Source organism: Paenibacillus sp. AN1007 (genome assembly GCF_040702995.1).
In the GTDB taxonomy this organism is placed as follows: domain Bacteria; phylum Bacillota; class Bacilli; order Paenibacillales; family Paenibacillaceae; genus Paenibacillus.
Genome location: NZ_CP159992.1, coordinates 5,686,258 through 5,710,833 on the forward strand (window position 1 = coordinate 5,686,258; position 24,576 = coordinate 5,710,833).

At 46.4% G+C, this 24,576-nt stretch carries 25 protein-coding genes, 1 tRNA gene, 1 pseudogene and 1 riboswitch; of the genes and pseudogenes, 11 read left to right on the forward strand and 16 right to left on the reverse strand.

Annotated features, from left to right (window positions below; genetic code table 11):
- Positions 1 to 3 precede the first annotated feature (3 nt).
- Positions 4 to 1,485 carry an alpha-N-arabinofuranosidase gene (locus ABXS70_RS25595; protein WP_342553655.1) on the reverse strand — a complete coding sequence of 494 codons (1,482 nt, stop codon included), beginning with the start codon at positions 1,483 to 1,485 and terminating at the stop codon, positions 4 to 6.
- A 488-nt stretch (positions 1,486 to 1,973) separates the two neighbouring features.
- On the opposite strand from ABXS70_RS25595, the gene ABXS70_RS25600 reads away from it, so the two are divergent.
- Positions 1,974 to 2,105 carry a hypothetical protein gene (locus ABXS70_RS25600; RefSeq protein WP_275670057.1) on the forward strand — a complete coding sequence of 44 codons (132 nt, stop codon included), beginning with the start codon at positions 1,974 to 1,976 and terminating at the stop codon, positions 2,103 to 2,105.
- Between the two features lie 237 nt (positions 2,106 to 2,342).
- Here the strand turns inward: ABXS70_RS25600 and speB are convergent, their stop codons facing one another.
- The gene (speB, locus tag ABXS70_RS25605) at positions 2,343 to 3,212 is read right to left on the reverse strand and encodes an agmatinase (protein ID WP_342553654.1); all 870 of its coding nucleotides are present in this window, start codon (positions 3,210 to 3,212) and stop codon (positions 2,343 to 2,345) included.
- 13 nt (positions 3,213 to 3,225) lie between these two features.
- Positions 3,226 to 4,053, reverse strand: coding sequence for a polyamine aminopropyltransferase (gene speE / locus ABXS70_RS25610; protein ID WP_366291930.1), 828 nt, complete (start codon positions 4,051 to 4,053; stop codon positions 3,226 to 3,228).
- Between the two features lie 259 nt (positions 4,054 to 4,312).
- Here speE and ABXS70_RS25615 point away from each other — a divergent pair.
- Positions 4,313 to 6,390: pseudogene (locus ABXS70_RS25615) on the forward strand (PBP1A family penicillin-binding protein).
- Between the two features lie 192 nt (positions 6,391 to 6,582).
- Here ABXS70_RS25615 and ABXS70_RS25620 read toward each other — a convergent pair.
- Positions 6,583 to 7,086 (reverse strand): YwhD family protein, encoded by a 504-nt coding sequence (locus ABXS70_RS25620; RefSeq protein WP_342553651.1) that lies wholly within the window; start codon positions 7,084 to 7,086, stop codon positions 6,583 to 6,585.
- 101 nt (positions 7,087 to 7,187) lie between these two features.
- On the opposite strand from ABXS70_RS25620, the gene ABXS70_RS25625 reads away from it, so the two are divergent.
- The 5 genes from ABXS70_RS25625 (at position 7,188) to ABXS70_RS25645 (ending at position 12,271) form a co-directional block, all read left to right on the forward strand.
- Complete coding sequence (locus ABXS70_RS25625) at positions 7,188 to 9,179, forward strand: M1 family metallopeptidase (RefSeq protein ID WP_366291933.1); 1,992 nt, start codon at positions 7,188 to 7,190, stop codon at positions 9,177 to 9,179.
- Positions 9,180 to 9,189: 10 nt separating this feature from the next.
- Complete coding sequence (locus tag ABXS70_RS25630) at positions 9,190 to 10,035, forward strand: hypothetical protein (RefSeq protein WP_366291936.1); 846 nt, start codon at positions 9,190 to 9,192, stop codon at positions 10,033 to 10,035.
- Positions 10,036 to 10,297: 262 nt separating this feature from the next.
- Positions 10,298 to 10,435, forward strand: a riboswitch (cyclic di-AMP (ydaO/yuaA leader).
- A gap of 18 nt (positions 10,436 to 10,453) precedes the next feature.
- Positions 10,454 to 10,909 (forward strand): C40 family peptidase, encoded by a 456-nt coding sequence (locus ABXS70_RS25635; protein ID WP_342556190.1) that lies wholly within the window; start codon positions 10,454 to 10,456, stop codon positions 10,907 to 10,909.
- A gap of 359 nt (positions 10,910 to 11,268) precedes the next feature.
- Entirely contained in the window at positions 11,269 to 11,766 is a 498-nt protein-coding gene (locus ABXS70_RS25640) for a GNAT family protein (RefSeq protein WP_342553648.1), read from the forward strand.
- 148 nt (positions 11,767 to 11,914) lie between these two features.
- Positions 11,915 to 12,271 (forward strand): cytochrome c, encoded by a 357-nt coding sequence (locus ABXS70_RS25645; protein WP_342553647.1) that lies wholly within the window; start codon positions 11,915 to 11,917, stop codon positions 12,269 to 12,271.
- 98 nt (positions 12,272 to 12,369) lie between these two features.
- Here ABXS70_RS25645 and ABXS70_RS25650 read toward each other — a convergent pair whose 3' ends face one another.
- A complete protein-coding gene (locus ABXS70_RS25650; RefSeq protein WP_272040500.1) occupies positions 12,370 to 12,666 on the reverse strand; it encodes a 4a-hydroxytetrahydrobiopterin dehydratase in 297 nt (98 codons plus the stop codon).
- 215 nt (positions 12,667 to 12,881) lie between these two features.
- Complete coding sequence (locus tag ABXS70_RS25655) at positions 12,882 to 13,175, reverse strand: hypothetical protein (protein WP_342553646.1); 294 nt, start codon at positions 13,173 to 13,175, stop codon at positions 12,882 to 12,884.
- Between the two features lie 234 nt (positions 13,176 to 13,409).
- Between ABXS70_RS25655 and motA the strand changes: the two genes are divergently transcribed.
- Positions 13,410 to 14,210, forward strand: coding sequence for a flagellar motor stator protein MotA (gene motA / locus ABXS70_RS25660; RefSeq protein WP_342556189.1), 801 nt, complete (start codon positions 13,410 to 13,412; stop codon positions 14,208 to 14,210).
- Positions 14,197 to 15,015, forward strand: a complete 819-nt coding sequence (gene motB, locus ABXS70_RS25665; RefSeq protein ID WP_342553645.1) for a flagellar motor protein MotB — start codon at positions 14,197 to 14,199, stop codon at positions 15,013 to 15,015. The genes motA and motB overlap by 14 nt, the downstream gene beginning before the upstream one ends.
- Before the next feature lie 215 nt (positions 15,016 to 15,230).
- On the opposite strand, the gene ABXS70_RS25670 is transcribed toward motB, so the two are convergent.
- Together ABXS70_RS25670 and ABXS70_RS25675 are read right to left on the reverse strand one after the other, a co-directional pair.
- A complete protein-coding gene (locus ABXS70_RS25670; RefSeq protein ID WP_366291943.1) occupies positions 15,231 to 15,932 on the reverse strand; it encodes a pseudouridine synthase in 702 nt (233 codons plus the stop codon).
- A gap of 18 nt (positions 15,933 to 15,950) precedes the next feature.
- On the reverse strand, positions 15,951 to 18,290 hold the full coding sequence (locus ABXS70_RS25675; protein WP_366291946.1) for an ATP-binding protein: 2,340 nt from the start codon (positions 18,288 to 18,290) through the stop codon (positions 15,951 to 15,953).
- A gap of 372 nt (positions 18,291 to 18,662) precedes the next feature.
- On the opposite strand from ABXS70_RS25675, the gene tadA reads away from it, so the two are divergent.
- Positions 18,663 to 19,127 (forward strand): tRNA adenosine(34) deaminase TadA, encoded by a 465-nt coding sequence (tadA, locus tag ABXS70_RS25680; protein ID WP_342556188.1) that lies wholly within the window; start codon positions 18,663 to 18,665, stop codon positions 19,125 to 19,127.
- Between the two features lie 50 nt (positions 19,128 to 19,177).
- Positions 19,178 to 19,750, forward strand: a complete 573-nt coding sequence (locus ABXS70_RS25685) for a GNAT family protein (protein WP_342553642.1) — start codon at positions 19,178 to 19,180, stop codon at positions 19,748 to 19,750.
- A gap of 158 nt (positions 19,751 to 19,908) precedes the next feature.
- Here the strand turns inward: ABXS70_RS25685 and ABXS70_RS25690 are convergent, their stop codons facing one another.
- The 8 genes from ABXS70_RS25690 to pdxT form a co-directional block, all read right to left on the reverse strand.
- Positions 19,909 to 20,784: a hypothetical protein gene (locus ABXS70_RS25690; RefSeq protein ID WP_366291949.1), complete on the reverse strand. Its 876-nt coding sequence runs from the start codon at positions 20,782 to 20,784 to the stop codon at positions 19,909 to 19,911.
- Between the two features lie 82 nt (positions 20,785 to 20,866).
- Entirely contained in the window at positions 20,867 to 21,007 is a 141-nt protein-coding gene (locus tag ABXS70_RS25695; protein WP_366291952.1) for a hypothetical protein, read from the reverse strand.
- Positions 21,008 to 21,276: 269 nt separating this feature from the next.
- Positions 21,277 to 21,429 carry a small acid-soluble spore protein P gene (locus ABXS70_RS25700; RefSeq protein WP_342553640.1) on the reverse strand — a complete coding sequence of 51 codons (153 nt, stop codon included), beginning with the start codon at positions 21,427 to 21,429 and terminating at the stop codon, positions 21,277 to 21,279.
- A 22-nt stretch (positions 21,430 to 21,451) separates the two neighbouring features.
- Complete coding sequence (locus tag ABXS70_RS25705; RefSeq protein WP_342553639.1) at positions 21,452 to 21,628, reverse strand: hypothetical protein; 177 nt, start codon at positions 21,626 to 21,628, stop codon at positions 21,452 to 21,454.
- A 24-nt stretch (positions 21,629 to 21,652) separates the two neighbouring features.
- The gene (locus ABXS70_RS25710) at positions 21,653 to 21,994 is read right to left on the reverse strand and encodes a hypothetical protein (protein WP_342553638.1); all 342 of its coding nucleotides are present in this window, start codon (positions 21,992 to 21,994) and stop codon (positions 21,653 to 21,655) included.
- 134 nt (positions 21,995 to 22,128) lie between these two features.
- Positions 22,129 to 22,217, reverse strand: a tRNA-Ser gene (locus tag ABXS70_RS25715).
- A 200-nt stretch (positions 22,218 to 22,417) separates the two neighbouring features.
- A complete protein-coding gene (gene serS / locus ABXS70_RS25720) occupies positions 22,418 to 23,701 on the reverse strand; it encodes a serine--tRNA ligase (RefSeq protein ID WP_342553637.1) in 1,284 nt (427 codons plus the stop codon).
- A gap of 296 nt (positions 23,702 to 23,997) precedes the next feature.
- Positions 23,998 to 24,576 (reverse strand): pyridoxal 5'-phosphate synthase glutaminase subunit PdxT, encoded by a 579-nt coding sequence (pdxT, locus tag ABXS70_RS25725; RefSeq protein ID WP_342553636.1) that lies wholly within the window; start codon positions 24,574 to 24,576, stop codon positions 23,998 to 24,000.

Genomic DNA, 24,576 nt, shown 5'->3' on the forward strand with positions numbered 1-24,576 from the left:
ATCTTAAGCCTTAACAGCGATCACACCAACAGACGCCGGAGGCAGCATAAAACGCAGTGTGTTATTCTCCAATACAAGCCCGTCCCAAGCCGCAGGCTTCACCTGATCAGGCTGTTCAAACGTATTGTATGCTCCAAAGTCAGTGTTATGGAGAAGCTGTCCCGATACGCCTGCCGCTTGACCTGCCTCCAGCTGCACTACTACTTCAAGCTCATCGGTATGACTGAGATTACTTGCTGTCACATGAATGACCCCGTCTTTGTTACGTGATGCCGATAAGCTGAGCTGCGGGATCGTCTCGTCTCCGAACGTATATCCCGGACTCTCATAGCTGAGATCCAGACGCTGCGCATCCATATGAACCTGATACATATCGAATACGTGGTACGTCGGCGTCAAGAGCATTTTATCTCCCTCGGTAAGCACGAGTGATTGCAGTACATTAACGATCTGAGCCAGATTCGCCATATGCACCCGTTTGTTATGCTGATTGAAAATATTCAGGTTCACAGCTGCGAGGACAGCATCACGCATCGTATTCTGCTGGTAAAGGAAACCCGGATTTGTCCCCGGCTCAACGTTGTACCACGTTCCCCACTCGTCTACAATGATACCAACGCGGCCTTCCGGATCATATTTGTCCATGATTTCGGAATGCTTCACGAGCAGTTCATCCATGAACAATGTTTTCTTCAATGTGGTAAACCACTCTGCCTCGCCAAAACCGGTGGCGTTCCCCTTATCTTCCCACACGCCTGTTGGAATCGTATAGTAATGGAGACTGATTCCGTCCATGAAACGCGCCGCTTCCCGCATCAGAACTTCCATCCACTCATAGTTGCTGTCGTTCGGGCCGCATGCAATTTTATAAATTTGATTTCCTGAATAATTACGTACATATGTAGCATAGCGACGATATTCATCGGCATAATACTCTGGGCGCATGTTGCCTCCGCATCCCCAGTTCTCGTTGCCCACACCAAAATACTTCAGCTTCCACGGCTCTTCGCGGCCGTTCTGCTTCCGCCAGTTCGCCATAGGAGACTCACCGTCAAACGTAATGTACTCTACCCATTCCTGCATTTCCTGTACTGTTCCACTGCCGAGGTTGCCGCTGATATACGGCTCAGCACCAAGCAGCTCACACAATCTCATGAATTCATGTGTTCCAAAGTGGTTATTCTCTTCCACGCCGCCCCAGTGCGTATTGATCATGCGTGCACGTTCACTTTTCGGTCCCACTCCATCTTTCCAGTGATACTCATCGGCAAAGCATCCGCCAGGCCAGCGAAGTACAGGAATGTTCAGCTTCTGGAGCGCGCCAAGCACATCGTTACGGATACCTTCTGTATTCGGAATAGAAGAGTCCTCGCCTACCCACAACCCTTCATAAATGCATCGTCCCAAATGCTCGGAAAAGTGACCATATATATTGCGATTTATTAATCCTTGGTCTGAATCAGCCTTTAAAGTAACATTAACCATTACTTCAACCTCCTTGAATACTATTGTTATCGCTTACAATAACGTGTTTCAATACAGGTTTCAACCCTTTTATTTCCGAATTAAAAAGCTCTTTTCCACATAAAAATTCAGGAAAAAGGCTTTTTAATTCTTTGATCGCTTCCATTCATACTAAAACTTATACAGACCAATTTTCTATTAGATTCACAAAAATGTTATTTCATAAATTTGATTGTTAATCCATTTCTGATTAAATGAAACTTTTTTGACCATGTTATGCCCTCCATTTATAAATCTATAGAGACGCAGGTGTATTCCTGCTGGTCACCACAAGCCAGCCCCTTCTATATTTAAGGACAGACATGAAGCCGATGTTAAAATGCTCCTCATCGAAAGAGCTGCATGATAGATTGACAGGAACGTATGTGCTATAATTAAAGGTACGGACTTATGATTGAGTGTGGATGTTTTCGGATCACGGCGCTGCTTTCCGAGAGGGGGTGACGTCGATGGTCAAACTTGTGGCGTGGCTTGATGTAATCCGATGGATTGCTGCAATCCTCAGTATTGTGCTGAGCGGACGAAAGCTGTATCGTTGGTTACGCAAAAAGCTTCGGAACAAGCGAAAACCCACCTCATAAGGTTAGCCGCCTACGGTGGGTTTTGCTTGAATAGCAGTATTTAATTCTTGCACGCCGTGGCAATCCACAGCCTTTCGGGTCCTAAGAGTCATTACCGTTGGCGCGGTAATGGCTCTTTATTTAGTATATGGTCGAACCCGCATACCCTATACTTTCCGACTGTAATATATTGATTAATATATTACTAAACTCTTATGTGTCCAGTATAACATAGCCCGAAACAGAAGTTAAGATCGCCTACTTTACAAACCCAAGCAGCATTTCACGAATCAACTTGGCAGCTACGATCTGTGTCTGCTGTGTCGGATCATAGATTGGCGCTACTTCAACCAAGTCACAGCCTACAACGTTCACATCTGATCCAGCGATCATGTGAACTGCTTCGAGCAGTTCTTTGGATGTAATTCCGCCAGCTTCTGCTGTTCCGGTTCCTGGTGCAGCAGAAGGATCAAGCACATCGATATCGATGGTTACATAGACTGGACGGCTGCCCATTTTTGGCAGAGCTTCTTTCATTGGAGCCGCTACTTCAAACGGGTAGAAGTTAATATTTTCGCGGCCGTACTGGAACTCCTCACGGGAGCCGGAACGGATACCGAATTGATAAATATTTTGACCACCCATCAGTTCAGCGGCTTTACGCACAGGTGTCGAGTGAGACAGGGGCTCTCCTTCATAGTGTTCACGAAGGTCTGCGTGTGCATCAATGTGGATCAAAATGAGATCCGGATATTTCTTGTACATCTGTTGAATCACCGGCCAAGTCACCAGATGCTCGCCACCAAGACCAATCGGGAACTTGTTATCTGCCAGCAGGCTGCCGATGTATTCATGGATAACCTCAAGGCTGCGTCCCGCGTTGCCGAACGGCAGAAGCAGATCTCCAGCATCAAAATAGGTCATATCCACAATGCTTTTATCGAGATACGGGCTGTACTCTTCAAGTCCAACCGATGCCTGACGGATATGAGCCGGGCCGAAACGGGAACCCGGACGGAAGCTGACGGTGTAGTCCATCGGCATGCCGTAGATGACCGCTTTGGAATTTTCATAATCTTCAGAGCTGCAAATAAATACGTTTCCTGAATAAGCTTGATCCAGTTTCATTTTCATTTCCCCTTTATTTCGTTAAATCTTCCACGAATTTTGGAAGTACAAATGCCGCTTTGTGCAGACGCGGAGAGTAATACTTCGTATCCATCTCCGGGATTTGAGTCTCATCCACCGCCAGCGGATCGTGTTTTTTGCTGCCCATGGTGAATGTCCACAGACCGCTTGGGTAGGTTGGAATATTACAGCCGTACACATGTACGATCGGGAAGATTTCTTTGACATCTTTGTTCACCTTTTGGATCAGGTCTGCCTTAAACCAAGGGTTGTCCGTCTGCGCAACGAAGATACCATCTTCTTTGAGTGATTCATAAATCCCCTGATAGAAACCGCGTTCAAAGAGTGGCGCTGCCGGGCCTACAGGTTCTGTCGAGTCGACGATGATGACGTCGTACTCATCTTTATGTTCAATAATATGCATGTAACCATCGTTAACGAGCACTTCAACGTTCGGCTCATCGAGTTTGCCGGCAATTTCAGGTAAGTATGTTTTTGAATATTCAATCACTTTACCGTCAATTTCGACGAGAACTGCCTTTTCCACAGCATCATGTTTGATGACTTCACGGATTACACCGCCGTCACCACCGCCAACCACCAGCACTTTTTTCGGATTAGGGTGAGTGTTCATGGCCGGATGTGCCGCCATCTCATGATATACAAACTCGTCCTTTACCGTTGTCATCACCATGCCATCCAGTACAAGCATATTGCCGAATTCTTCGGTTTCAATTATTGCGAGATCCTGGAAATCCGTTTGCTCCGTGACGTAAGTCTGCTTGATCTTTGCGGTAATCCCGAATACAGGGGTCTGCTTCTCCGTAAACCACAATTCCATGATCGCTACCTTCTTTCCGTAAAAGTAATGAGTGATCACTTTAAAATGCATAATCACTGGTCTGTTCGTCCACACACGCTTTAGTATGTTGTACCGAACCCTACCTTTTCATTACCCTTTTGCATTATACGCGATAGATGTTTCAACTGTAAAACGGTTTTCAGGTCGAAATTAACTATAATTTGCTCACTTCACAGCAAGACTGAATATCCCGGTTGTTCCCGTCCCATACTGGAAAGAAAAGAGAGGAGCCCGTCCCATGAACAAGCCTAATTCCAAGACCCGCAAACGCGGGTTCCGCGTACTCCAATTCTTTAAACATCTATCCATCCTTATGGCACTCGGCCTAATTGCCACGGCTGCTATTTTGGTATATCTATACGCAACCAGTCTGCCCCTCGCTGACTCGGATCGCAATTCCAGACTACTGGATAGTCAGGGTGAAGTCATCGCTACCTTCTCTGCTGGCGGCAAAGATTCGATTCCCGTTCAACTGCAGGATATTACTCCAGATCTGGTGAATGCAACGCTGGCTGTAGAGGATCGCAAATTTAGGCAGCATTTCGGCTTTGACATCCAGGGTATGGGGCGGGCAGTTCTTGTCAATATTCAGCACATGCGAATGTCTCAGGGAGCAAGTACATTAACGCAGCAGCTGGCACGAAACCTCTACCTATCCCATGAGAAAACCTGGACACGTAAAGCCAAGGAAGCAATGTACACCGCGCAGCTTGAGATGAAATACAGCAAAGATGAGATTTTGCAGATGTACCTGAATGAGATTTATTACGGTCACGGTGCTTACGGCATCGAAGCGGCGGCCCAGATGTATTTTGGCAAATCGGCCAAACAGTTGGATCTGGCAGAAAGCGCCATGCTGGCAGGCATACCGAAGGGTCCAACTTATTATTCACCCTACAATCATATGAAGAATGCCAAGGACCGGCAGAAGATTGTACTGAAAGCCATGATCGAAACGGGTAAGATTACCCAAAAACAAGCTGACAATGCCTATGAGGAGATGCTGAAGTTCAAACCGGAGAGTGAGCGCAAGACGGTGGAAAATGCCCCTTATTTCCGCGATTATATCCGCAACCTTGCAGTGAGGGAGCTGGGCATCAGTGAAGCGATGCTGGACCACGGAGGACTGAACATTTACACCACACTGGATTTACGTGTGCAGCAGGCGGCTGAACAGGCTGTCGCCAAGGGGATGGATGCAAAAAGCGAGCTGGAGACGGCTCTCGTATCCATCGACCCTCGCACCGGATACATTAAAGCGATGGTTGGCGGCAAGAATTACCGTACCAATCAGATTAACCACGTGCTGGCAACGACACGTCAACCAGGATCTGCATTTAAACCGATTATGTATCTCGCTGCCCTGGAGTCGAAGCAGCTCACCAGTGCATCTATTTTCAATAGTCAGCCTACTCTGTTTCATTATGATAATGACCGCAAAACCTACAAACCCGGTAATTTTGGTGATAAGTATCTGGGCGAGATTGATCTGCGGCAGGCCATTGCGGCATCGGATAACATCTACGCCGTAAATACCATTATGAAAGTCGGTCCTGAGAAGGTTGTGAGTATGGCTCAAAGTCTTGGTATCACAAGCAAGCTGAGCCCTGTCCCTTCTCTTGCGCTGGGCACTTCACCTGTCAGTCCCTTGGAGATGGCTTCCGCTTTCTCCGTTATTGCAGCCGGGGGCAGCGAACGCCGCCGATTGCCATCCTGCAGATCACGGATGCTGCAGGGCGTGTACTGTATGAGTCACCTCAGACCAAAGCAGAAACCGTGGTTGAACCGGCAGCAGCTTATGTATTAACCCGTCTAATGGAAAGTGTCTTTGAGCACGGGGGAACAGGCAATCGGGTATCTGCTGCGATTAAACGCCCGGTAGCAGGCAAAACAGGAACAACAAACACGGATGCCTGGCTTGTCGGATTTACCCCGGAGCTTTCCACCGCCGTGTGGGTTGGTTATGATCAAGGAAAAGCAATCTCCACGTCGGATGGCCGTCGTGCGGCCCCAATCTTCGCCCAATTTACGGAACAGGCTTTGGCAAGCGTACCGCCCAAAATTTTCAACGTTCCTGATCAGGTCGTCAGTGTCTATATCAACCCGGAAACCGGCAAGCTTGCAGGTAACGGCTGTGAGGAAAAGCGGCTGGAAGTGTTTATTGAGGGTACGGAACCTACAGAGGTATGTCGGGGTAAAATGGAACTACCAGATTCCACACAGGACGAAAAGGCACGTAAGGTTGAAAATCAGAAAGGAATACAGGAACAAAAACATTCCTGGTGGAGTGACTTCAAACGCTGGTGGGTAGAGTGACGCAATTCCGCAATGACTTGATTGCGTCATGGACTTCTCAGCCTGCAGTTTCCAATCGCGGTAATAGAACATTTCATAAATATACAGCCAGATGAATAGGACTGGACTGAATAACAGCAAGCATAGTTACAGCAAGCAAAACAAGCCCCGAGATCAGAAGTTCTGATCCGGGGCCTGTTCTTTTTTTGCACCTTAAGCGAGTGCTTCTTTCAACTCATCCGGTGAAGCATTCCACCACTCTTCATTATGAGAGATCAGAAGTGTCTTCAGCGCTGCTTTCTCTTCCGCTCCCAGTTCATCCAGCATAAACCGACGTTTCAATGCATAATCCATCCGGTTCACGTGATCCGCGAGAAGCTTCCAGCCGCGTTTGGCCTCTGTATCGATCCACATCTCACACGCCGTCGCTCCACCGTACAGCTGCCCTTGCTCCGTACGATCCACAGCTACCCACACCAGCCACACTTGACGTCCGTTGGGAACATCTTCTCGATTCGTCGAAAATTTGATGCCGCGCTCCACCTTACTCTTTGCGTGCATTGCACCGACGTCAATCTTGGCTTCACCCTGGTCAATGATGACCGGAGAAAGGTTGTTCAGATCAATAGAACCTGCGCCGAAGCCTTTGTGTTTACTTTTGGCACTCACGATATTCAAGGCAATCTGTTTCTTGCCGTTTTGCTCATTTTGGTCCATGTTTATAGCCTCCAAGAGTTGATACAAATATTTTAACTAATAATCGGCCCATTGCAAACATATACATGCTGTAGATGCTTGTCAACGGGAGGTATTTATCGATGATTCCACGACGCGCCAAGAGCTGGCTCACCGCATCCCTGGCCCTGTGTTTGCTTGCCGGAGGGATATGGATCATGCTCGGTTACAATCGTTCCACTTCATCTGAACTGCCCATACTCGCTCCGGAATCGGGCAAGCCCCACCTTAAAGCTCCAACCCCTGCCCCCCCGGAGAGCGTGCAGTCTCCTACAGCCGAGGTGTACAGCAATCGGGTAGTGGAATACCACATGGATGTAAAGCTGACCGAGGGGAACACACTGCAGGGCACACAGGCGATCACCTGGATCCATCCGGGGAAGAAAACAGTGAACGAGCTTTATTTTCATATGTACCCTAATGCATTCTCCTCTGCAGATAGCACATTTATGAAGGAATCCGGCGGTAAGCTTCGGGGCGATGTCATGCCGGTAGATGGCTATGGCTCCATGAAGTTTGTTGATATGCAGACAGAGGACGGGCTTTCTCTGCTGCACCGGATGCAGTATGTACAGCCGGATGACGGGAACATCAAAGATAAAACACTGATTAAAGTGCGGCTGCCGAAACCCGTAAAAGGCGGGGAAAGCATTACAATCCGCACAATGTTCGAAGTGGAGCTGCCGAAAATTTTCGCCCGGATGGGCAAAACCAATGATTTTGTTATGGCAGGTCAGTGGTTCCCTAAACTCAGCGCCTACGAACCTGCAGGAAGAAGAGGCCGTACAGCAGAAGGCTGGAACCTGCATCAGTATCATGGCAATTCCGAGTTCTATTCCGACTTTGGCATCTATAGTGTTCGTATTCGGGTACCCGAAACATACAAAGTAGCCGCAACCGGATTCCCAACCCAACAGGCTGTTCTGAAAAATGGGGAGAAGGTGTACCAGTTCTATGCCGATGATGTACATGATTTCGCTTGGGCAGCCTCACCTGATTTTGTATATGCAGAGGAGCCCTTCTCAGCTCCTAACGTGCCGGGTGTGCGCATCAAGCTTTATCTCGACCCGGCACACCAGGATCTGAAGGAACGTTATCTCTTTGCCGCCAAAGCCGCATTATCCAATTACAGCAAGTGGTTCGGACCTTATCCATATGCCACCTTATCTATTGTAGTCCCGCCTAAAGCGGCAAATGGCGCTGGGGGAATGGAGTATCCAACCTTAATTACGGCCTTCGGAGCCGATGATACAACCCCAGGTTACGATCTGGAGCGAACGGTGGTGCATGAAATCGGGCATCAATACTTCTACGGCATGGTTGCGAGCAATGAATTTGAGGAGGCCTGGCTGGATGAGGGATTCACCTCATACGCAGAAGACAAACTGATGGAACAGGAATACGGGCTAATCCCGAACCTGCCTGTACAATCCGGGCTGATCACATCTCCCGCTCCATTAACACAGCCCTCCTGGAAGTTTGACTCACAGCAGCAGTATGCATCCAACGTATATACCCGGGGGAAGCTCGTACTGCTTGGCATCGAGCAGCAGGTCGGAGCCAAACAAATGGAACGCATCCTTTCAACCTATGTTAAGAAATATCGCTTCAAACATCCGGCAACGGCCGATTTTCAAAAGGTAGTCGAACAAGTTACCCGGGCCTCTTGGGCTGATTACTTTGACCAATACGTTTACAACGACGGCATGGCTGACTTTGCCGTGGAGAGGATCAAGGTTATTCCTGCGGAAAAGGATGGGGAAACCTTGTACGAATCCTCAATTACAGTTGTCAAAAAAGGAAGTGACTTTCCGAAGGTTCCTGTTCGGATCGCTTTTGAGGATGGACATACCGTAACCAAGCAATGGGACGGCAAGGAGGATCGCATTACCTATAAACTCACGTATACCTCTCCCGTCTCCTGGGCGATGACCGATCCCTTATATGACATCGTGCTGGAGAACCGCCATATGAACAATTTCCTGAGAACTAAACTGGACGAGCAAGTCCAGTCCCGCTGGAATATGAGTGCTGCGAAACTAATTGAAGCTGTATTCGGAGGTCTGTCATGGTGAGGTGGAGACGGTGAAAGCAAAAATTCGCGAAGGCTGGTTTCTCGTCCGTCAGCATATGTTCATTGCTGCAATTTTATTTCTCTATCAGCTTGTATGGGGCTATTTTATCTACCGGTTGGTTCAGTCGGCAGTTGTTCCTCTCCTGCTTCGTTATCCGACCGAGGATGCTGGAGAGCTGAGCACGCTTTTGTTCAAAATGGAGAGCCAGCTGCGTCTGTCCGGCCCTGAGGTCCAGCGCTATCTCTGGATTCTGGGAGGGATGCTGCTGCTTCGCCTGCTGGTCAGCCCTCTTATTCAGGCAGGCCTGCTCTATTCCCTGCAGCATTTCAATGCCGCAGAAGAACGTATTCCGTTCATTCGCGGCATCCAGAAATTGTGGAAATCGATGTTGCTGCTGCACCTCATTCGCACAATACTTATGCTGCTTCCCGCTTACTGGCTCATACCTAAACTGTATTCAATCTTCATGGACAGTTTCCATTCTATTCATCTACTGCTGCCCGGCATCCCATATGCTGCAGGATGGATCATCTACGGATGGATTGTGCACCATATGATGCTCTATATGCAGTTCGGTATCTCTGCTCCGGGAGAAGAAGGAAGTCTTCACGGAATGCTCAAAGGGCTCTGGATTGCTTTAACCCGCATCTTCACAGTCATTGGCATCATCCTGATACTCGGAATGGTGCACTTATTCATCTTTGGTGTATTCACATCTGCCTCATGGTTCTTGACCGGACTTACCGGACTGATTCTACAGCAGACATATCCGCTTGCCAGAAGCCTGCTCAGCATGTGGAAAGTATGTGCCCATTTCCGCTTATGGCAGTCCACATCGTCCCCTAATACTGACTAGATCATTTAAAAATTGTTACCATCTCATGTTAAACAATTCATCCATTGTGATGTGTAAATACGCAAACCTCGACCTTCCCCCGTCAAAGGTCGAGGTTTTTTTTGCTAATTTTACTGCTAAACGTTGCCAAAGCACCACTCCTCTGGTACAATAATCGCAGTGAGTTTTTAGTAACAACTTTGTAATCTTTAAATCCTTATTTGTAACAACTTTAAATCTAAACTTTAAAATTAAATTTTCTTTTCGTTTTTTTACAGGTGCACAACTAGCAGAGCCAAATTCCTTGCACCTGGGAAGCGGGGGAACCAGTTATGGGTGAATTGATCTTGATACAGAGGGATCATAGGGGACCTTCAACCGAATCCTTAAGCTAACCTCGCAGGCATTGGAAGGGGTATATCACTTGTTTAAGAAGAAATTGACCGCAGCAGTACTTAGCCTCACATTTGCATTATCACTTGGTGCAGGCAGCGCATTTGCAGATTCTAAGATGGATAAAGTCATCGATTCAGCAATGGGAACTACATACAAAAGCGGAGGCACAACGCTTGACGGTTTTGACTGCTCCGGTTTCACACGGTATGTATTCGACAAACTAGGTATTGATTTGGCTCGCCAATCCAGCTCTCAATATGACATGGGTGATTCCGTATCCCGCATGGAGATGAGACCTGGCGATCTGGTATTCTTCAACACAACAGGTAAGGGCGTATCTCATGTAGGTATTTTCGTAGGAGATGGCAAGTTTGCGCACTCTTCTTCTTCCAAAGGTGTAACCATCAGCTCTCTTAGCGAGAACTACTGGGCTAACCGCTACATTGGCGCTAAACGGATTATGAGCACGGACACTTATGAGTCACTGGCCCTTGAGTAGGGACAAGCTGTAATCAACATGATGTTGGAACCATTAACTATACTGTAACGAAGTAGAAGCATAAACAGAACCGCCCGGTACATTCTCCGCAGGAATGTATCCGGCGGTTTTTTTGTACTTCTATCCCCCTGCAGCTGCTGCTCACATCCATCATTACATGTATGCGAACCATCAGGGTTCATTTTACTTCGTTTGTCCGTGCCCTTATGATGTTTTTACCCATCCCGTTATAATATAAACGGAATGAGCCGGACTTTTGTTTCATTTTTTTTCTGAAAATTGAAAACTTGCCAAATGAACAGCTCTTTTGTAGAGTGAACAAAGAACGGGTAACGGAAGAGAGGAGCACACACTGTTATATGAAGAATGAAGCCCCTTTGACGTTTCGTGTTGTACCGATGCAGGAAGAACACGCAGCACTTATATGCAGCTGGCAGTATGATCCGCCATACAATATTTACAGCTGGCTGCCTTGGGATCAGATGAAAGCACTGGAAGTCGAATTTGGAGATGCACGGCTGCGTCATGAGCAGTATGCGATTATCCTGGATCAACAGGATCAGGTCTATGGGTTTGCTCAATATTTTCCGCTTCAGGGTGTGACACGGATTGGCCTCGGAATGCGTCCGGAGAAGTGCGGTCAAGGACAGGGAAAAGCCTTTGTTACAGCTATCGTTCAAGAAGCCATTCGCCGTAATCCTTCTAACGAGATCGATCTTGAAGTACTTACCTGGAACAATCGCGCCATTCAGGTATATCTGAAATGCGGATTTGTCATCCAGGATACATATGAACGTCAAACCCCGACCGGCCTGATGCCCTTCCACTGCATGGTCTACGAGGGTCCGAGAGAGTAAATTGCAGATAAAATGGTCTCATTTTGTCTCTCTTTTGTGATTAGTTCAAAAAATTACCACAAAATGCTATGATGTAACGACAGCTTCCGTTATAATGATAGGGATAGTTTGGGTTAGATGATCTTTCATTCTGGAGGGGACACAAGGGATGCACAAATGGATCATGAGCGGGGTATTTTTTGCAGCATGTGCTTTAGCTATTGTTTTAATGTTTACGCTTCCAGGTAAAGAGGAAGCGGCTCAAGAAGCCAAACCGTCCATGCCTGAAGTAGCTATGGATGCCGGACAGGCTGAGACGCTGGTGAAAGCGAACTGCATCTCTTGTCACGGTGATCAGCTTCAAGGTGGGGTAGGTCCTGCACTTGCCAACATCGGTAGCAAGGATGATGTGGAGAAAATCTACTCTACCATTGTCAAAGGTAAAGGCGGCATGCCTTCTTTCAAAGGCAGACTGCAGGATGAGGAAATTGCTCACATCGCTATGTGGTTGGCAGAGAAAAAGTAAGCATTGCCGTTAAGACACGAAGACATCAAAGAGGCTCTCGTTCTCCCGGCCGGGAGGCAAGAGCCTCTTTTGCTGTTCGTTACCAGTATATCCTGAGATTATTCTGTTCTCATTTTTTCAAAGGCTTCGTTGTACTGCTCTGCTTCTTTAATGTCTACTGACGTAATGCCGCCCTCATCCCAAGATGTAAGACGCAGCGTAACCGTTGTATAATCAATAGTAATAAAAGGGTGATGATTGAATGCCTCCGAAATCGCTGCGACTTCGTCTACAAAGGCAATCCCTTTCATATAGTTAGAAAACACAAATTTGCGGACAATCCACCGTCCCTCTTCCAGTTCCCAGCCCTCAAGCCTTCCCAGATGAGCTTCGACTTCCTCTTGCGTAAAAACCATGCGTTATCTTCCTCCCCATATGATGAGACATCGCGGATCTTCATCCACATGACCATCGACACCTTTGCATGCTGCCCACACAGCCTTAAAGGCAGGCCACCGCCCTGCGGAAGCCTTTTTTCATGAGTATCATCTTACCACGTCAAAGCGCCAAAATCCATAGAATAGACAGCCAAAGCATTGAAGCATAAGGTATTGTCAACGATTCATATTTTTTAAATTAAGGGTACAAACGTCAACTCTTCTTCTCCAATTAAAATATGAATTCGGTGCTGTTCCTTATCATGGATAACAACCCCACTGCCAACCGGAATTACGGATTCCTCCCCAAGCGCATAGAACAAGTCTTCTGCAAGCGCCTCGTCTACCTCAAGCTGTTCCGGTTCTCCCAATCTGCTCCACTCTTCCTCATCCATTTCGAAGAAAACATAGCGATCCGGGATACGTCCGATCGCCGCTGTTAAATCTGTCAATATTCCTTCATAATCACGTCCATGCTTTACGCCCATTGACTTTTCACTCCTACTCACCCCATAAAGGGCGGATTTGATCTTATTATACCTGAAAATAACCCTTAAAAAAAAAGGCCCTCTGGTCGATAAATACTATACATGACCGTTTCAGTCGTTCCGGTGCCCTTGAGGGCTGCCGAACATGCAGCGGATTGCGGCGAAGCGTTCGTCCGGAAGCCCGAATTCAGCCGCTTGAAAGGATTCAATTTTATCTCATGGATGAGGTGTATGATGGAAATTTCAACGATTATTGGACTAGTTTTGGGATTGGTCTCCCTTGTACTCGGTATGTTCCTGAAGGGTGCGCCCCTAATCAACCTGGTTAATAACCCGGCAGCATACGTTATTATCTTTGTTGGTACAGCAGGGACGATTTTTATGGCGTTTCCGATGTCTGAAGTTAAAAAGATTCCGAAACTATTCGGTATCCTTTTCAAAAAGCAGCAGCTGATTGACCGCGTTTCTCTGATTGGCACATTTATGGACTGGGCTTCCACTACCCGTCGTGAAGGTTTGCTCGCACTGGAATCCAAAGTAGAAGAGATCGATGATCAATTTCTTCGTGGTGGCATGCGTATGATTATTGACGGTAATGACCAAGAGTTCGTCAGTGATGTACTGATGGAAGATATTCATGCAACCGAAGAACGACATCGAGGCGGCGCGTTGATCTTCGCTCAGGCGGGGATGTATGCACCAACACTCGGAGTTCTCGGGGCCGTAGTTGGTCTCATCGCGGCACTAGCCGACCTCAGTGACATGGAGAAGCTCTCTCATGCCATTGCGGCTGCATTTATCGCTACACTTCTCGGTATCTTTAGTGGTTACGTGTTATGGCACCCGATGTCTAACAAGCTGAAGCGGATGTCCAAGAAAGAGATGGAGATCAAGCTGATGATGGTTGAAGGATTGTTGTCGATCCAATCAGGTGTATCCACCATTGCCATCAACCAAAAGTTATCTGTATTCCTGACACCTTCCGAACGCAAACAACTGGAAGAGAAGGAGGGATCATCAGGTGAAAAAGGGTAAAAAACATGAACCGCATGAAGAACATATAGACGAAAGCTGGCTGCTTCCGTATTCTGATTTAATGACCTTGCTGCTCGCTTTGTTTATCACCCTGTTCTCCATGAGCTCACTCGATGCAGCCAAATTTGAGCAGATGGCTTCAGCACTAAGCAGCGCACTTAACGGAGGTACCGGTATTCTGGATCATACATCAATGAACCCGACGGACTCCAGCACTGATCTTGGCAAGAACAAGGAAATTCCGAAGGAAATTACGAAGAAAACACCAGCACAGATTACAGATGCCCAGATGGCTCAGAAGGAACAGGAGAATCTGGAGAAACTGAAGAAACAGCTCGACAAGTATATTGCTCAAAATGGACTTTCAGACCAACTGAATACGAAGCTCAATCAGTCTGAACTCAAAATCACTATTAGTGATAAAGCCCTGTTCTCCTCCGGACGAGCAGATGTGAAGCCTGAGTCGCGTTCACTCGCTAAAGCGATCTCCAGCATGCTGCAGGAGTTTCCTGAATACGAAGTTGTGGTATCAGGTCATACAGATAATGTGCCCATTTCCAATAACCAATATAAGGATAACTGGGATTTGAGTGCAGATCGAGCACTGAATTTCCTGAAGATTCTGCTGCTGAACACCCAACTGGACCCTTCGAAATTCACACCAAGTGGATATGGAGAGTACCACCCTGTCGCCAGTAATAATACCGGCTCTGGAAGAGCACAGAATCGACGTGTAGAAGTATCCATTATCCGGAAGTATCAAAGTAACAATACCAATGTAAAGTCTGTTGGCAGCGGCACCTAGCAGCCCTCAGCAGCATGTACGTCAAGACCGTTCTCTTTGAAGTTAAGGAGAACGGTCTTTTTCACTTTTTTTAAGAACACGATACGTCACGTACCCACAACAAAAAGCACTGTCTTCCTTATGGAGACAGTGCTCGATTCATCAAACTTACATGGAAAAGATCATCTCAATTTAACTCGTTTTACTAGAGGGCCACTTCAATTACTCTGGATTCTTTATTCAAGTGTATAATCCAGCAAGCTGCCGAGCTCTGCCTTTTCTGCGGCTGTTAGTTCTCTCCAGGATCCTGTCGCCTGTTCTCCAAGGTGAATGTTCATAATACGAACCCGCTTTAACTTGCGAACTTCGTATCCAAATGCACTGCACATCCGACGAATTTGACGATTTTTTCCCTCAGTCAAAATAATTCGAAAGACACGATCTGTCATTCTGGTAACTGTGCAGGGCAGTGTCATTTCGCCCAGAATCTTGACACCCGTACTCATCCCTCTGAGGAAGCTCGGTGTAATCGTCCGATCTACCGTAACGATATATTCCTTTTCATGGCGGCCTTCTGATCTCAAAATGCGATTAACGATGTCACCATCATTCGTCATCAAAATCAAACCTTCCGAATCCTTATCCAGACGTCCAATCGGGAAGATTCGCTCATGGTGACCTACAAAATCAACGATGTTTCCCTGAATATGCTGCTCAGTTGTACTGGTGATACCAACGGGTTTGTTCAGCGCAATATACACATGTTTTTTCTTCTCGCTGATCGGCTTGCCATTAATCCGTACATCATCGCCATCTTCTGCCTGACTGCCAAGCTCTGCCTTGATACCATTAATGGTTACCTGACCGCTTTCAATCAGCTTGTCGGCCGCTCGACGGGAGCAGTAACCTGTCTCACTAATAAATTTATTAATACGCAAAAGGTCATCTCACCTCATCTAGTTCTCTTCATCTGGTTGTTGTTCCTGCGCTGGTTGATCTGCCTCCTGTAACTGTCTCTGCAGTTCAGAAGCCGGCAGTTCAATAATAACCGTCGTTCCCCTGTTCATCACGCTCTTAATATCCATCATGCCCTTATGAGATTGAATAATTCGCTGACTTACCATGAGACCCAGTCCTGTGCCGGACTCTTTATTGGTGAAGAACGGCTCCCCAAGCTTCGACATCATTTCTTCAGGAATACCGATACCTTCATCCCTAATTTCAATTCTAACCCGTTTGGCTGATTCATCAACCTTCAGTTTGATATGGATGCTTCCTCCGTTTGGCATAGCTTCCATACCATTCTTCAGCACATTGATAAACACCTGCTTCAACTGATTCTCTTCACAGTGTACCATAGCCGACTCTGATGAGGCTTGCAGCACAAACTCCACCCCGTGCAGATGGGCCTGACTATCCAGGAGTGAGATGACATCTCCAAGAATGAACCGGATGTCCCGCTCCTGGAAATGAACCGCCTGAGGCTTTGCCAGAATCAAAAACTCACCGACAATCAGGTTAATCCGATCAAGCTCGGATAACATCAGATCCAGATGACGGTGGTTCAGCTTATTGCTCTGCTGCTGAAGCTGCAGGAAACCACGCAGTGTCGTAAGCGGATTGCGTATTTCATGAGCTACGCCAGCAGCAAGCTGGCCTACTGTCGTCAGCTTCTCTGACCGTCTTAACAGCTCTTCCATCCGATTCCGGCTTGTAATGTCCCTGGATACACTGATCAGCGCTGTAATCTCACCAGCCTCGTCCCGCACAGGCGCCGTGCTTACACTGACTTCTACCCGGGTCCCATCTTTTTTCATCCAGATCGTTTCATTGGACGTAATCGACATCCCTTCAATGAGCTGTGCATGCTGCCGTTTCATTTCTTCTTCTGCCTCAGGCGGAATAATCTTCAGTAAACGCCCTTCCACCTCTCGACTGCGAAACCCATACAGCTGCTCAAATGCGCGGTTAACCCGCAGCACTTTTCCTTCAAGATCTGTTATATGAATCGCATCTGCAGTTTGATTAATGATGGACTCCAAATGCTCCTTAACCGCCCGATTTTCTTCATACATCTGTTTCAGCCGGCTTGTATAGTGCCCCAGATTGCGGATCATTGCATTAATCCGGTTAGCGAGCTGCCCCAGTTCATCCTTGCGTTTAATTTTCAAACGGAAATCAAAATGCCCATCTGCCACATCATTCACTTTGCCCAAAATAGACTGGATTGGCCGTGTAATGTAACCAGCGAGCAGGTAACTTCCGAAGATCACTATCTCCAGCAGCACTAGGGATATTGAAGCATGGCTGACTAACTGCTCGGATACCATTGAGGATATTTGTTTGTAGTCCATGACAATACTGATCACGTAAGAAGACTCATTAGGTGTGAAAATCGGAATGAAGCTCTTCAAAACTTTCTGATCATGTGTTTCGCTCACAAAAGACACATTCTGCCCTGTGCGGACTGCACGCACTACAGCACGATGATCTTCATCCACCGAACCGTACTGATACGTACCGAATCGGATCGGTCTGTTGTTCAGCTTACTAAAATTTATATCTCTTCCGTCGTCACGCATATCCGGGTTACCAAAAGTTAACGGATTGATGCCTGTAATCTCCAGTATGGAAGGATTGACTTCACGGATTTTCGTTAATATTTCATCCGGGCTCGAGATTTTCACATAGTCATCAACTTCAGTATTATTATAGAAGGGATTGATTATGTAGTTTCTCTTTCCATCATGATAATACCCCCAGATATCAATATCTGTAGGACTGGACGTTGAATATTCAAATCCGTCAGACCAGAAGTGATCCAGTTTCTGTCCTTGGGGAATTGTCACCTGCTGCTTCTCAAATAACTGCTTGAATGCCTGATACCAATATGTCATTGATTTCGTAGACAGACCAATCTCTCTTGGATCAGATGAACGGCTGACAACGATATCATCATCGGTCTGCTCCATGAGTGAAATATGAGATACACCTACTTTTTTACTTAAACGCACAAGCTCTTCATTGGTAATATTGCGGATGTCTGGATCCAATTCCTCAGCCGCCATAATGGAAGCAAGCCATAGATTGCTTCCAATCTGCCTTTTGACATAATCTGAACTATATTGATTTTGTTCGACAGAGATAGCAATTTGCTTCGCCGTAAGCACCATCTTGTTCTCGCTATCCTGCCTGAGATTCTCTTCTGTAGTATAATAACTCAGTGCGATATTTAATACCAAAATAACGAGCACCGAGCACGACATAATCATGGATAATTTCGTTTTAATAGACAAATTTTTTGTTCACCTCTCGGCTTATACCCTCTGGCGATATATGGCAAAACCTATACCCATCATAACGCTTGTATCACTATTTGAAAAGGATTATCGCCCTTTGTCCAAAAGTTACCGCCCAAGCTGAAATGAATCGAATTTTGTTGTATTTTTGATTTTCAACATATGCTATAAAATTAATCACTCTGTTTGTGCACATATCCACAGGCTTGTGGATATTATGTTTATAACTATGTGTGCAAATGCCTTTTTATCCACAGTTCTATACACAACATGTTAACAACCCGAATATCTGTTCGCTGAACAAACACGAATGGAAGGAGTTTCACACCCATGAATGATTATATTTCCCAGCCAGAAGATCTCAATGAAATGAACGAGGAGGCTCTGCATGAACATTGGATGAGGCAGGCTATTGCAGAAGCACAGAAGGCAGAGGCACTTGGTGAGGTGCCCATTGGCGCTGTCATTGTGCGTAACAACGAAATTATCGGCCGTGGGTATAACCTGCGGGAAACCACACTGGATTCTACTGCTCACGCTGAAATGGTGGCCATTCGTGAAGCCAGCGGAGTCATTGGAGCTTGGCGTTTGCTGGACTGTTCTCTGTACGTTACGCTCGAACCTTGTCCGATGTGTGCTGGCGCCATAGTGCAATCGAGGGTCCCACGTGTCATCTTTGGCACGGCTGACCCTAAGGCTGGCTGTGCAGGCACATTAATGAATCTGCTTCAGGAACCGCGTTTCAACCATCGCACCGAAGTCATTCCGGATATTCTTCAACCCGAGTGTTCTACGATGCTCACCCAATTTTTTAGACGATTGCGAAAAAAGTAATTCACTCAACACGTAATTAAAAAGCAATGGAAGAAAGGATGTTTGCTGCAATGCCACTAACACTATATGATACTGCACATGGTATAAGTCTTCGTCTGCTTACTGTCCAGGATGCGCAAGCCTATCTTGAACTCATTCAGCTTACCCGTATCCCATATCAGCCTGTTGAACCCGTCCGGGAAGATGATTTTTATACCTTCGAGGCACAGACTCAGCGAATCAAAGATCGAGTTAGAGCCGCTGATGAAGGCACAGGTTATCAATTTGGTATTTTCACGATTAAAGATGACCTGCTCATTGGGCAAGTCAGTCTGAACAATGTTGTACTCGGCGTCGCCAACTACGCAGATATGGGTTATTTTATCCATCCTGACTATCAAGGAGGCGGGCGTATGACGGCCGCAGTTAAACTGGCTGTGGCATACGGCTTTCGTGCCCTGAGGTTGAATCGGGTACAGGCAGCTGTTCTTCCTTCGAATAAAGGCTCTCGTCGGGTACTTGAGAAAAATGGATTCCGGCCGGAGGGTATCGCTCGTAAATACCTGAAAATTAACGGCATCTATCAAGATCATCAAATCTACGCTGTGCTTGCGGAGGATTTGGAGAATGAACTGCAGCGCTAGCTGGTATAGGCTTTGGCTGTTAGTTTTCTACATACCCGTAACCGCACTGTCTTGTAAAAAGGACTGTGCGGTTTTTTAATAGAAAAAACCGCCTGTATCCAGACGGGAGAAGTTCCTCCTCCGCTTGAATAACAGACGGTTTCACTGGGTTTCAGATCTTAATATCCACCGTAGGAAGAATTCATCATTTTCTCGAACTCTTCCATTGTAATTACATCATCGCCAGTTGGGATATTGATCTTGAATGCTGGCTTTTCATTAATTTTGGTATACGTGTTAGAACCGGTAAATGCCAATTTCACTTCATCTTTTGTATCTTCCGGTTTGATCAGCATGTCAGCGACCATTTTTTGATATACCGGGAAGTCATTTTTGTCCAAAGCAAAGTCGATGTTAAACGTGTTAATTGTCAGTACATTTTTCAACTTATCCAGATCTTTAGCCATTTCAGCCTGATCTGCTTCAGTGATTTTCAAATCTTCTTTAGCTTTATCGATGTCTGCTTGGCTCAGCTGCAGCATATCCCGATATTCTTCTTTGGAGACAATATCCATTACTTTAGGCAGCGCTTTGGTTACCAGAACAGTAACAGCTTCTTTCACATTGTCATTGTTTACTGAGAATTGTACTACCTGCTTAGCATCTACACCTTCAGGCAGCTTTGCATCTTTGGTATCCAGGTTTTTGAAAAACTTCTGTTGATCGTACTCACCCAGCACAGCATCCATAATTTCGTTGCTCAGCTTTTGTGTTTTGGCAGCATCCATTGCATCAGGATTGAACTCGGTACCTTCCTGCTCTGCCAGCTTTTTCAGATCAAATTCAATAAATTTATTAACGATATTCTCTGGAATCGGCAGGAATGGAATATTCGGTACTTTGACATACAACTTCTCTTTGGTCATCACCATAGGAATATTGAACGTCATGCCCATATCGCCTTTAAGCTCGATACCAACGGTCATCTCTGTCTGCATTGGCTCACTTTGATATACACCCGTAACATTCAGCTGTGCATCCTTCAGCATGCTCATAAACTGCGTCATGCTTGGATCAGTCTGAGAAGCATCACCAGGTTTATAGCTCAATTCATTAATAGTAAAGTTGGAATTCAGTTCATACGACGTTAATTTGGAAGCATTGGCTGCAGACCGTCTTCAATGCCTCTTTTGGTTCCTGCTTGCTTCCACATGCTGTTAAAGCCAAAGATACGGTTAACAACAACGTAAGAAGAAGCGCCCCCATGCGTTTAGTCATTTGTTTCTCTCCTCTCGTGATAACCCCAAAAAAATAATTCAATACCAATGATATACCATATCGGAAAATACTGAAACCTCATTTGGGAAAATTGTGATTTTTTCTCTTTAAAATGGCTAGAAAGACCTATGTCAGAGCTCCGGATCATCTGACTGCTAGTCTTTCATATGTATGAATACGCAAAAGCCCCCTGTTAGGTAACAAGGGACTTTCAAAAAGATTTCGTTCGGTATGGTTTGCTGCTTGTATTAGGCAGTAATATGGGCTGGTTATCCTTCTGGATTCAAATGATCCACATGGTTTTGATTTTTCACCTTTTTGGAACCGGACAGTGGCTCCTGCATGGATGAATGCTTGGAAGATTGACGATGCTGACGATTATCCTGAGCTTCCGGTACAGGAATGGATTTCGGTTTACTCATAAATGCACCTCCTCATCTTAGGTTAGGAATGGGATGGGTTTCTATCTTCTGTTTTATCATGATTTAATGCATCCTGATGGCGTCGATCATTGGAATCTTGCTGTATTTGCTGCGCATGATGACTGTTAACTCCAGTCTGTTCAAGATCTTCAATAACATTTTGCAGGTTTTTATCAACACCTGATTTAGTTTTAGTCATTCCAGTCCACTCCTTCAGCTTGATTCAAGGTTTCGTAATCGATTGCAGGGACTGGGCACATTCGTGAATGTGCCTGGTGTAGTCATGCGCCAGTTCCTGAATCGGTTCTGTACGCTCATCTGTCGTCCGCCCGTCCCGTTCTACGTCTACCAGTTCAACACTCACCTCACGGGAGTCCACATATTGGCATTTAAAATCAAAGGAGTACATATCGTGCCCTGCCGTCGCAATGTGTATCCGAAGGGCCTGTTCATCAGCCTCATCAGCCATGACCTGTGCCTGATCACCCACATTCAAGACTTGGGGTAAACGATCCTGCCATGCGCCTACAAGTTCGTTCTGATTGATGTTTAACTCGCGGTTCATTTTAACCACCTCCACTTCTATAACCTGCGGAGATGAAGCCGTTTTTATGCAGCCGAGTCTTCACTCTTTTGCTGTAAAAGAAATCAAAAAAGGACCCGAGCTAAGTCGCTCGAATCCTTATTATAAGTGTAGTATGGCGGAGAGGGTGGGATTCGAACCCACGTGGGCTTGCACCCTAACGGTTTTCAAGACCGCCCCGTTATGACCGCTTCGGTACCTCTCCAAATATTCATTTTATAAACTTGCCACGAAAATTATCATACCATAGATTCATAAACGTATGCAAGCTTTTTTACTTTATTTTTTTATGAGGGATGATTCCTCTTTCTACCATCACCTTAATACATCATTTGTTCCGCCTATCTCCTGACAATGACAGACGGATTCAAATGATGATCTCAGCATACTATACGATCACTGCTGTTATCCCCGACGAGCGATGAGTTCAATCCCGCCCATGTAAGGACGCAGCGCTTCCGGAATAATTACCGTGCCATCTTCCTGCTGATAGTTCTCCAGAATAGCTGCTACCGTACGTCCTACAGCCAGTCCTGAACCGTTCAGCGTGTGCACGAATTCAGGTTTTGCCTTAGGCTCTCTGCGGAAACGAATATTGGCGCGACGTGCCTGGAAGTCTTCACAGTTGGAGCAGGATGAAATCTCGCGATATGTGCTGCTTTCTGGGAGCCATACCTCGATATCGTACGTTTTGGCAGAAGTGAAGCCCATATCTGCTGTACAGAGCGTCAACACGCGGTAAGGCAGTCCCAGCAGCTGTAGTACGCGCTCTGCATTCTGTGTCATTTTCTCCAGCTCATCATATGATGTCTCCGGTGTAGACAATTTAAGCAGCTCTACCTTGTTGAACTGATGCTGACGAATCAAGCCGCGAGTATCCCGTCCAGCCGAGCCAGCTTCAGAACGGAAACATGAGCTGTAAGCCACAAAATGTTTTGGCAGATCATCTACATTCAAAATCTCTTCACGGTGATAGTTCGTTACCGGAACTTCTGCTGTTGGAATCAGATAGTACTCGGTATCTCTAAGTTTGAACAAATCCTCTTCAAACTTCGGCAGCTGTCCTGTTCCAAACAAGCTGTCCCGATTCACAATATATGGAGGCAAAATCTCTTCATATCCGTGCTGATCACTATGCAGGTCCATCATGAAGTTGATCAGTGCACGCTCCAGACGCGCTCCAAGCCCTTTGTAAAAGGTAAAACGGGAACCGGTTACTTTGGCTGCCGCTTCGAAATCCAGGATATCCAGCTCCTGTGCAATCTCCCAGTGTGCTTTTGGCGTGAAGGAGAATGATTTGGGTTCTTCCCAGCGACGAATCTCAACGTTGTCCTCTTCGGATGTACCTACAGGTACACTCTCATTAGGGATGTTAGGAATCGCCATCGTTAGATCATTAATTTTAACCTCAAGCTCACGTACTTCTTCATCCATCGCTTTGATGCGATCTGATACCTCACGCATTTCAACAATAAGATCATCTGCGTTCTCGCGATTCTTCTTCAACCGGGCTACCTCTGCGGACACCGTGTTGCGGCGGCTCTTCAGATTTTCACTCTCCTGAAGCAGCTCCCGGCGCTTGGCATCCAACTCGGTAAATCCAGCAATCAGATCGAGCGATTTGCCGCGGTTATTCAATGCTTCTTCTACTCGTGCATATTCATTCCGCAATATTTTAACATCAAGCACTTCGTACCCCTCCTAATAAACCTGCAATATAGAATATCGGGCTTCTTGTCAGTCCCGAACTCGAAACTTTTACTAAAATGAACGATTCACCTATTATAACCTACTCCATACCGATAACCGAAAAAACAACCTATGTCCCCAGGTCTGCCCTCTGCCGCAATTCCCGCTATGCAGCAGTTACAAGCAACATGAGGCATCCGTTCAGATGCAGCTGCCACAGCAGCCTAGAACAGACAGCTGGGGAGTGATCCGATGACCGGGAGATCATAGGTTGTACATCATACTTTATTTACTACTTACGATTGCTTATATGCTTTGGCCATATCTACAAAGTAAGCATGCAGACGATAGTCATCCGTTAACTCTGGATGGTAAGAGCAAGCCAGTAAATGTCCCTGACGTGCTGTAACAATCTCATCTTTGTAAGTTGACAGAACCTCGACCTGGTCGCCAACACTCTCAATCAATGGAGCTCGTATGAATACAGCTCGTACGGTTTCATCAATGCCTTTGACAGGCAGGTCTGTCTCAAAACTTTCTCTCTGTCTTCCAAATGCATTACGGGATACGGTCATATCCATAAGCTCCAGATGAGCTTCTTCCTGACCCTGAATGCACTTCGCCATAACAATCAGACCTGCACAGGTACCGAACACGGGCTTCCCTTCAGCCGCAAATGCACGAATGGCTTCCAAAAATCCATACTTGCGCATCAGCTTGCCAATCGTTGTACTCTCTCCACCCGGCAGGATCAGACCATCCAGATGCTCTAACTGCTCAACCTGCTTGATGGCTATACCTTCAGCTCCAGCACGCTCCACGCTCTTTATATGCTCTGTAACAGCACCCTGCAGTGCCAGAACGCCAATCTTCAT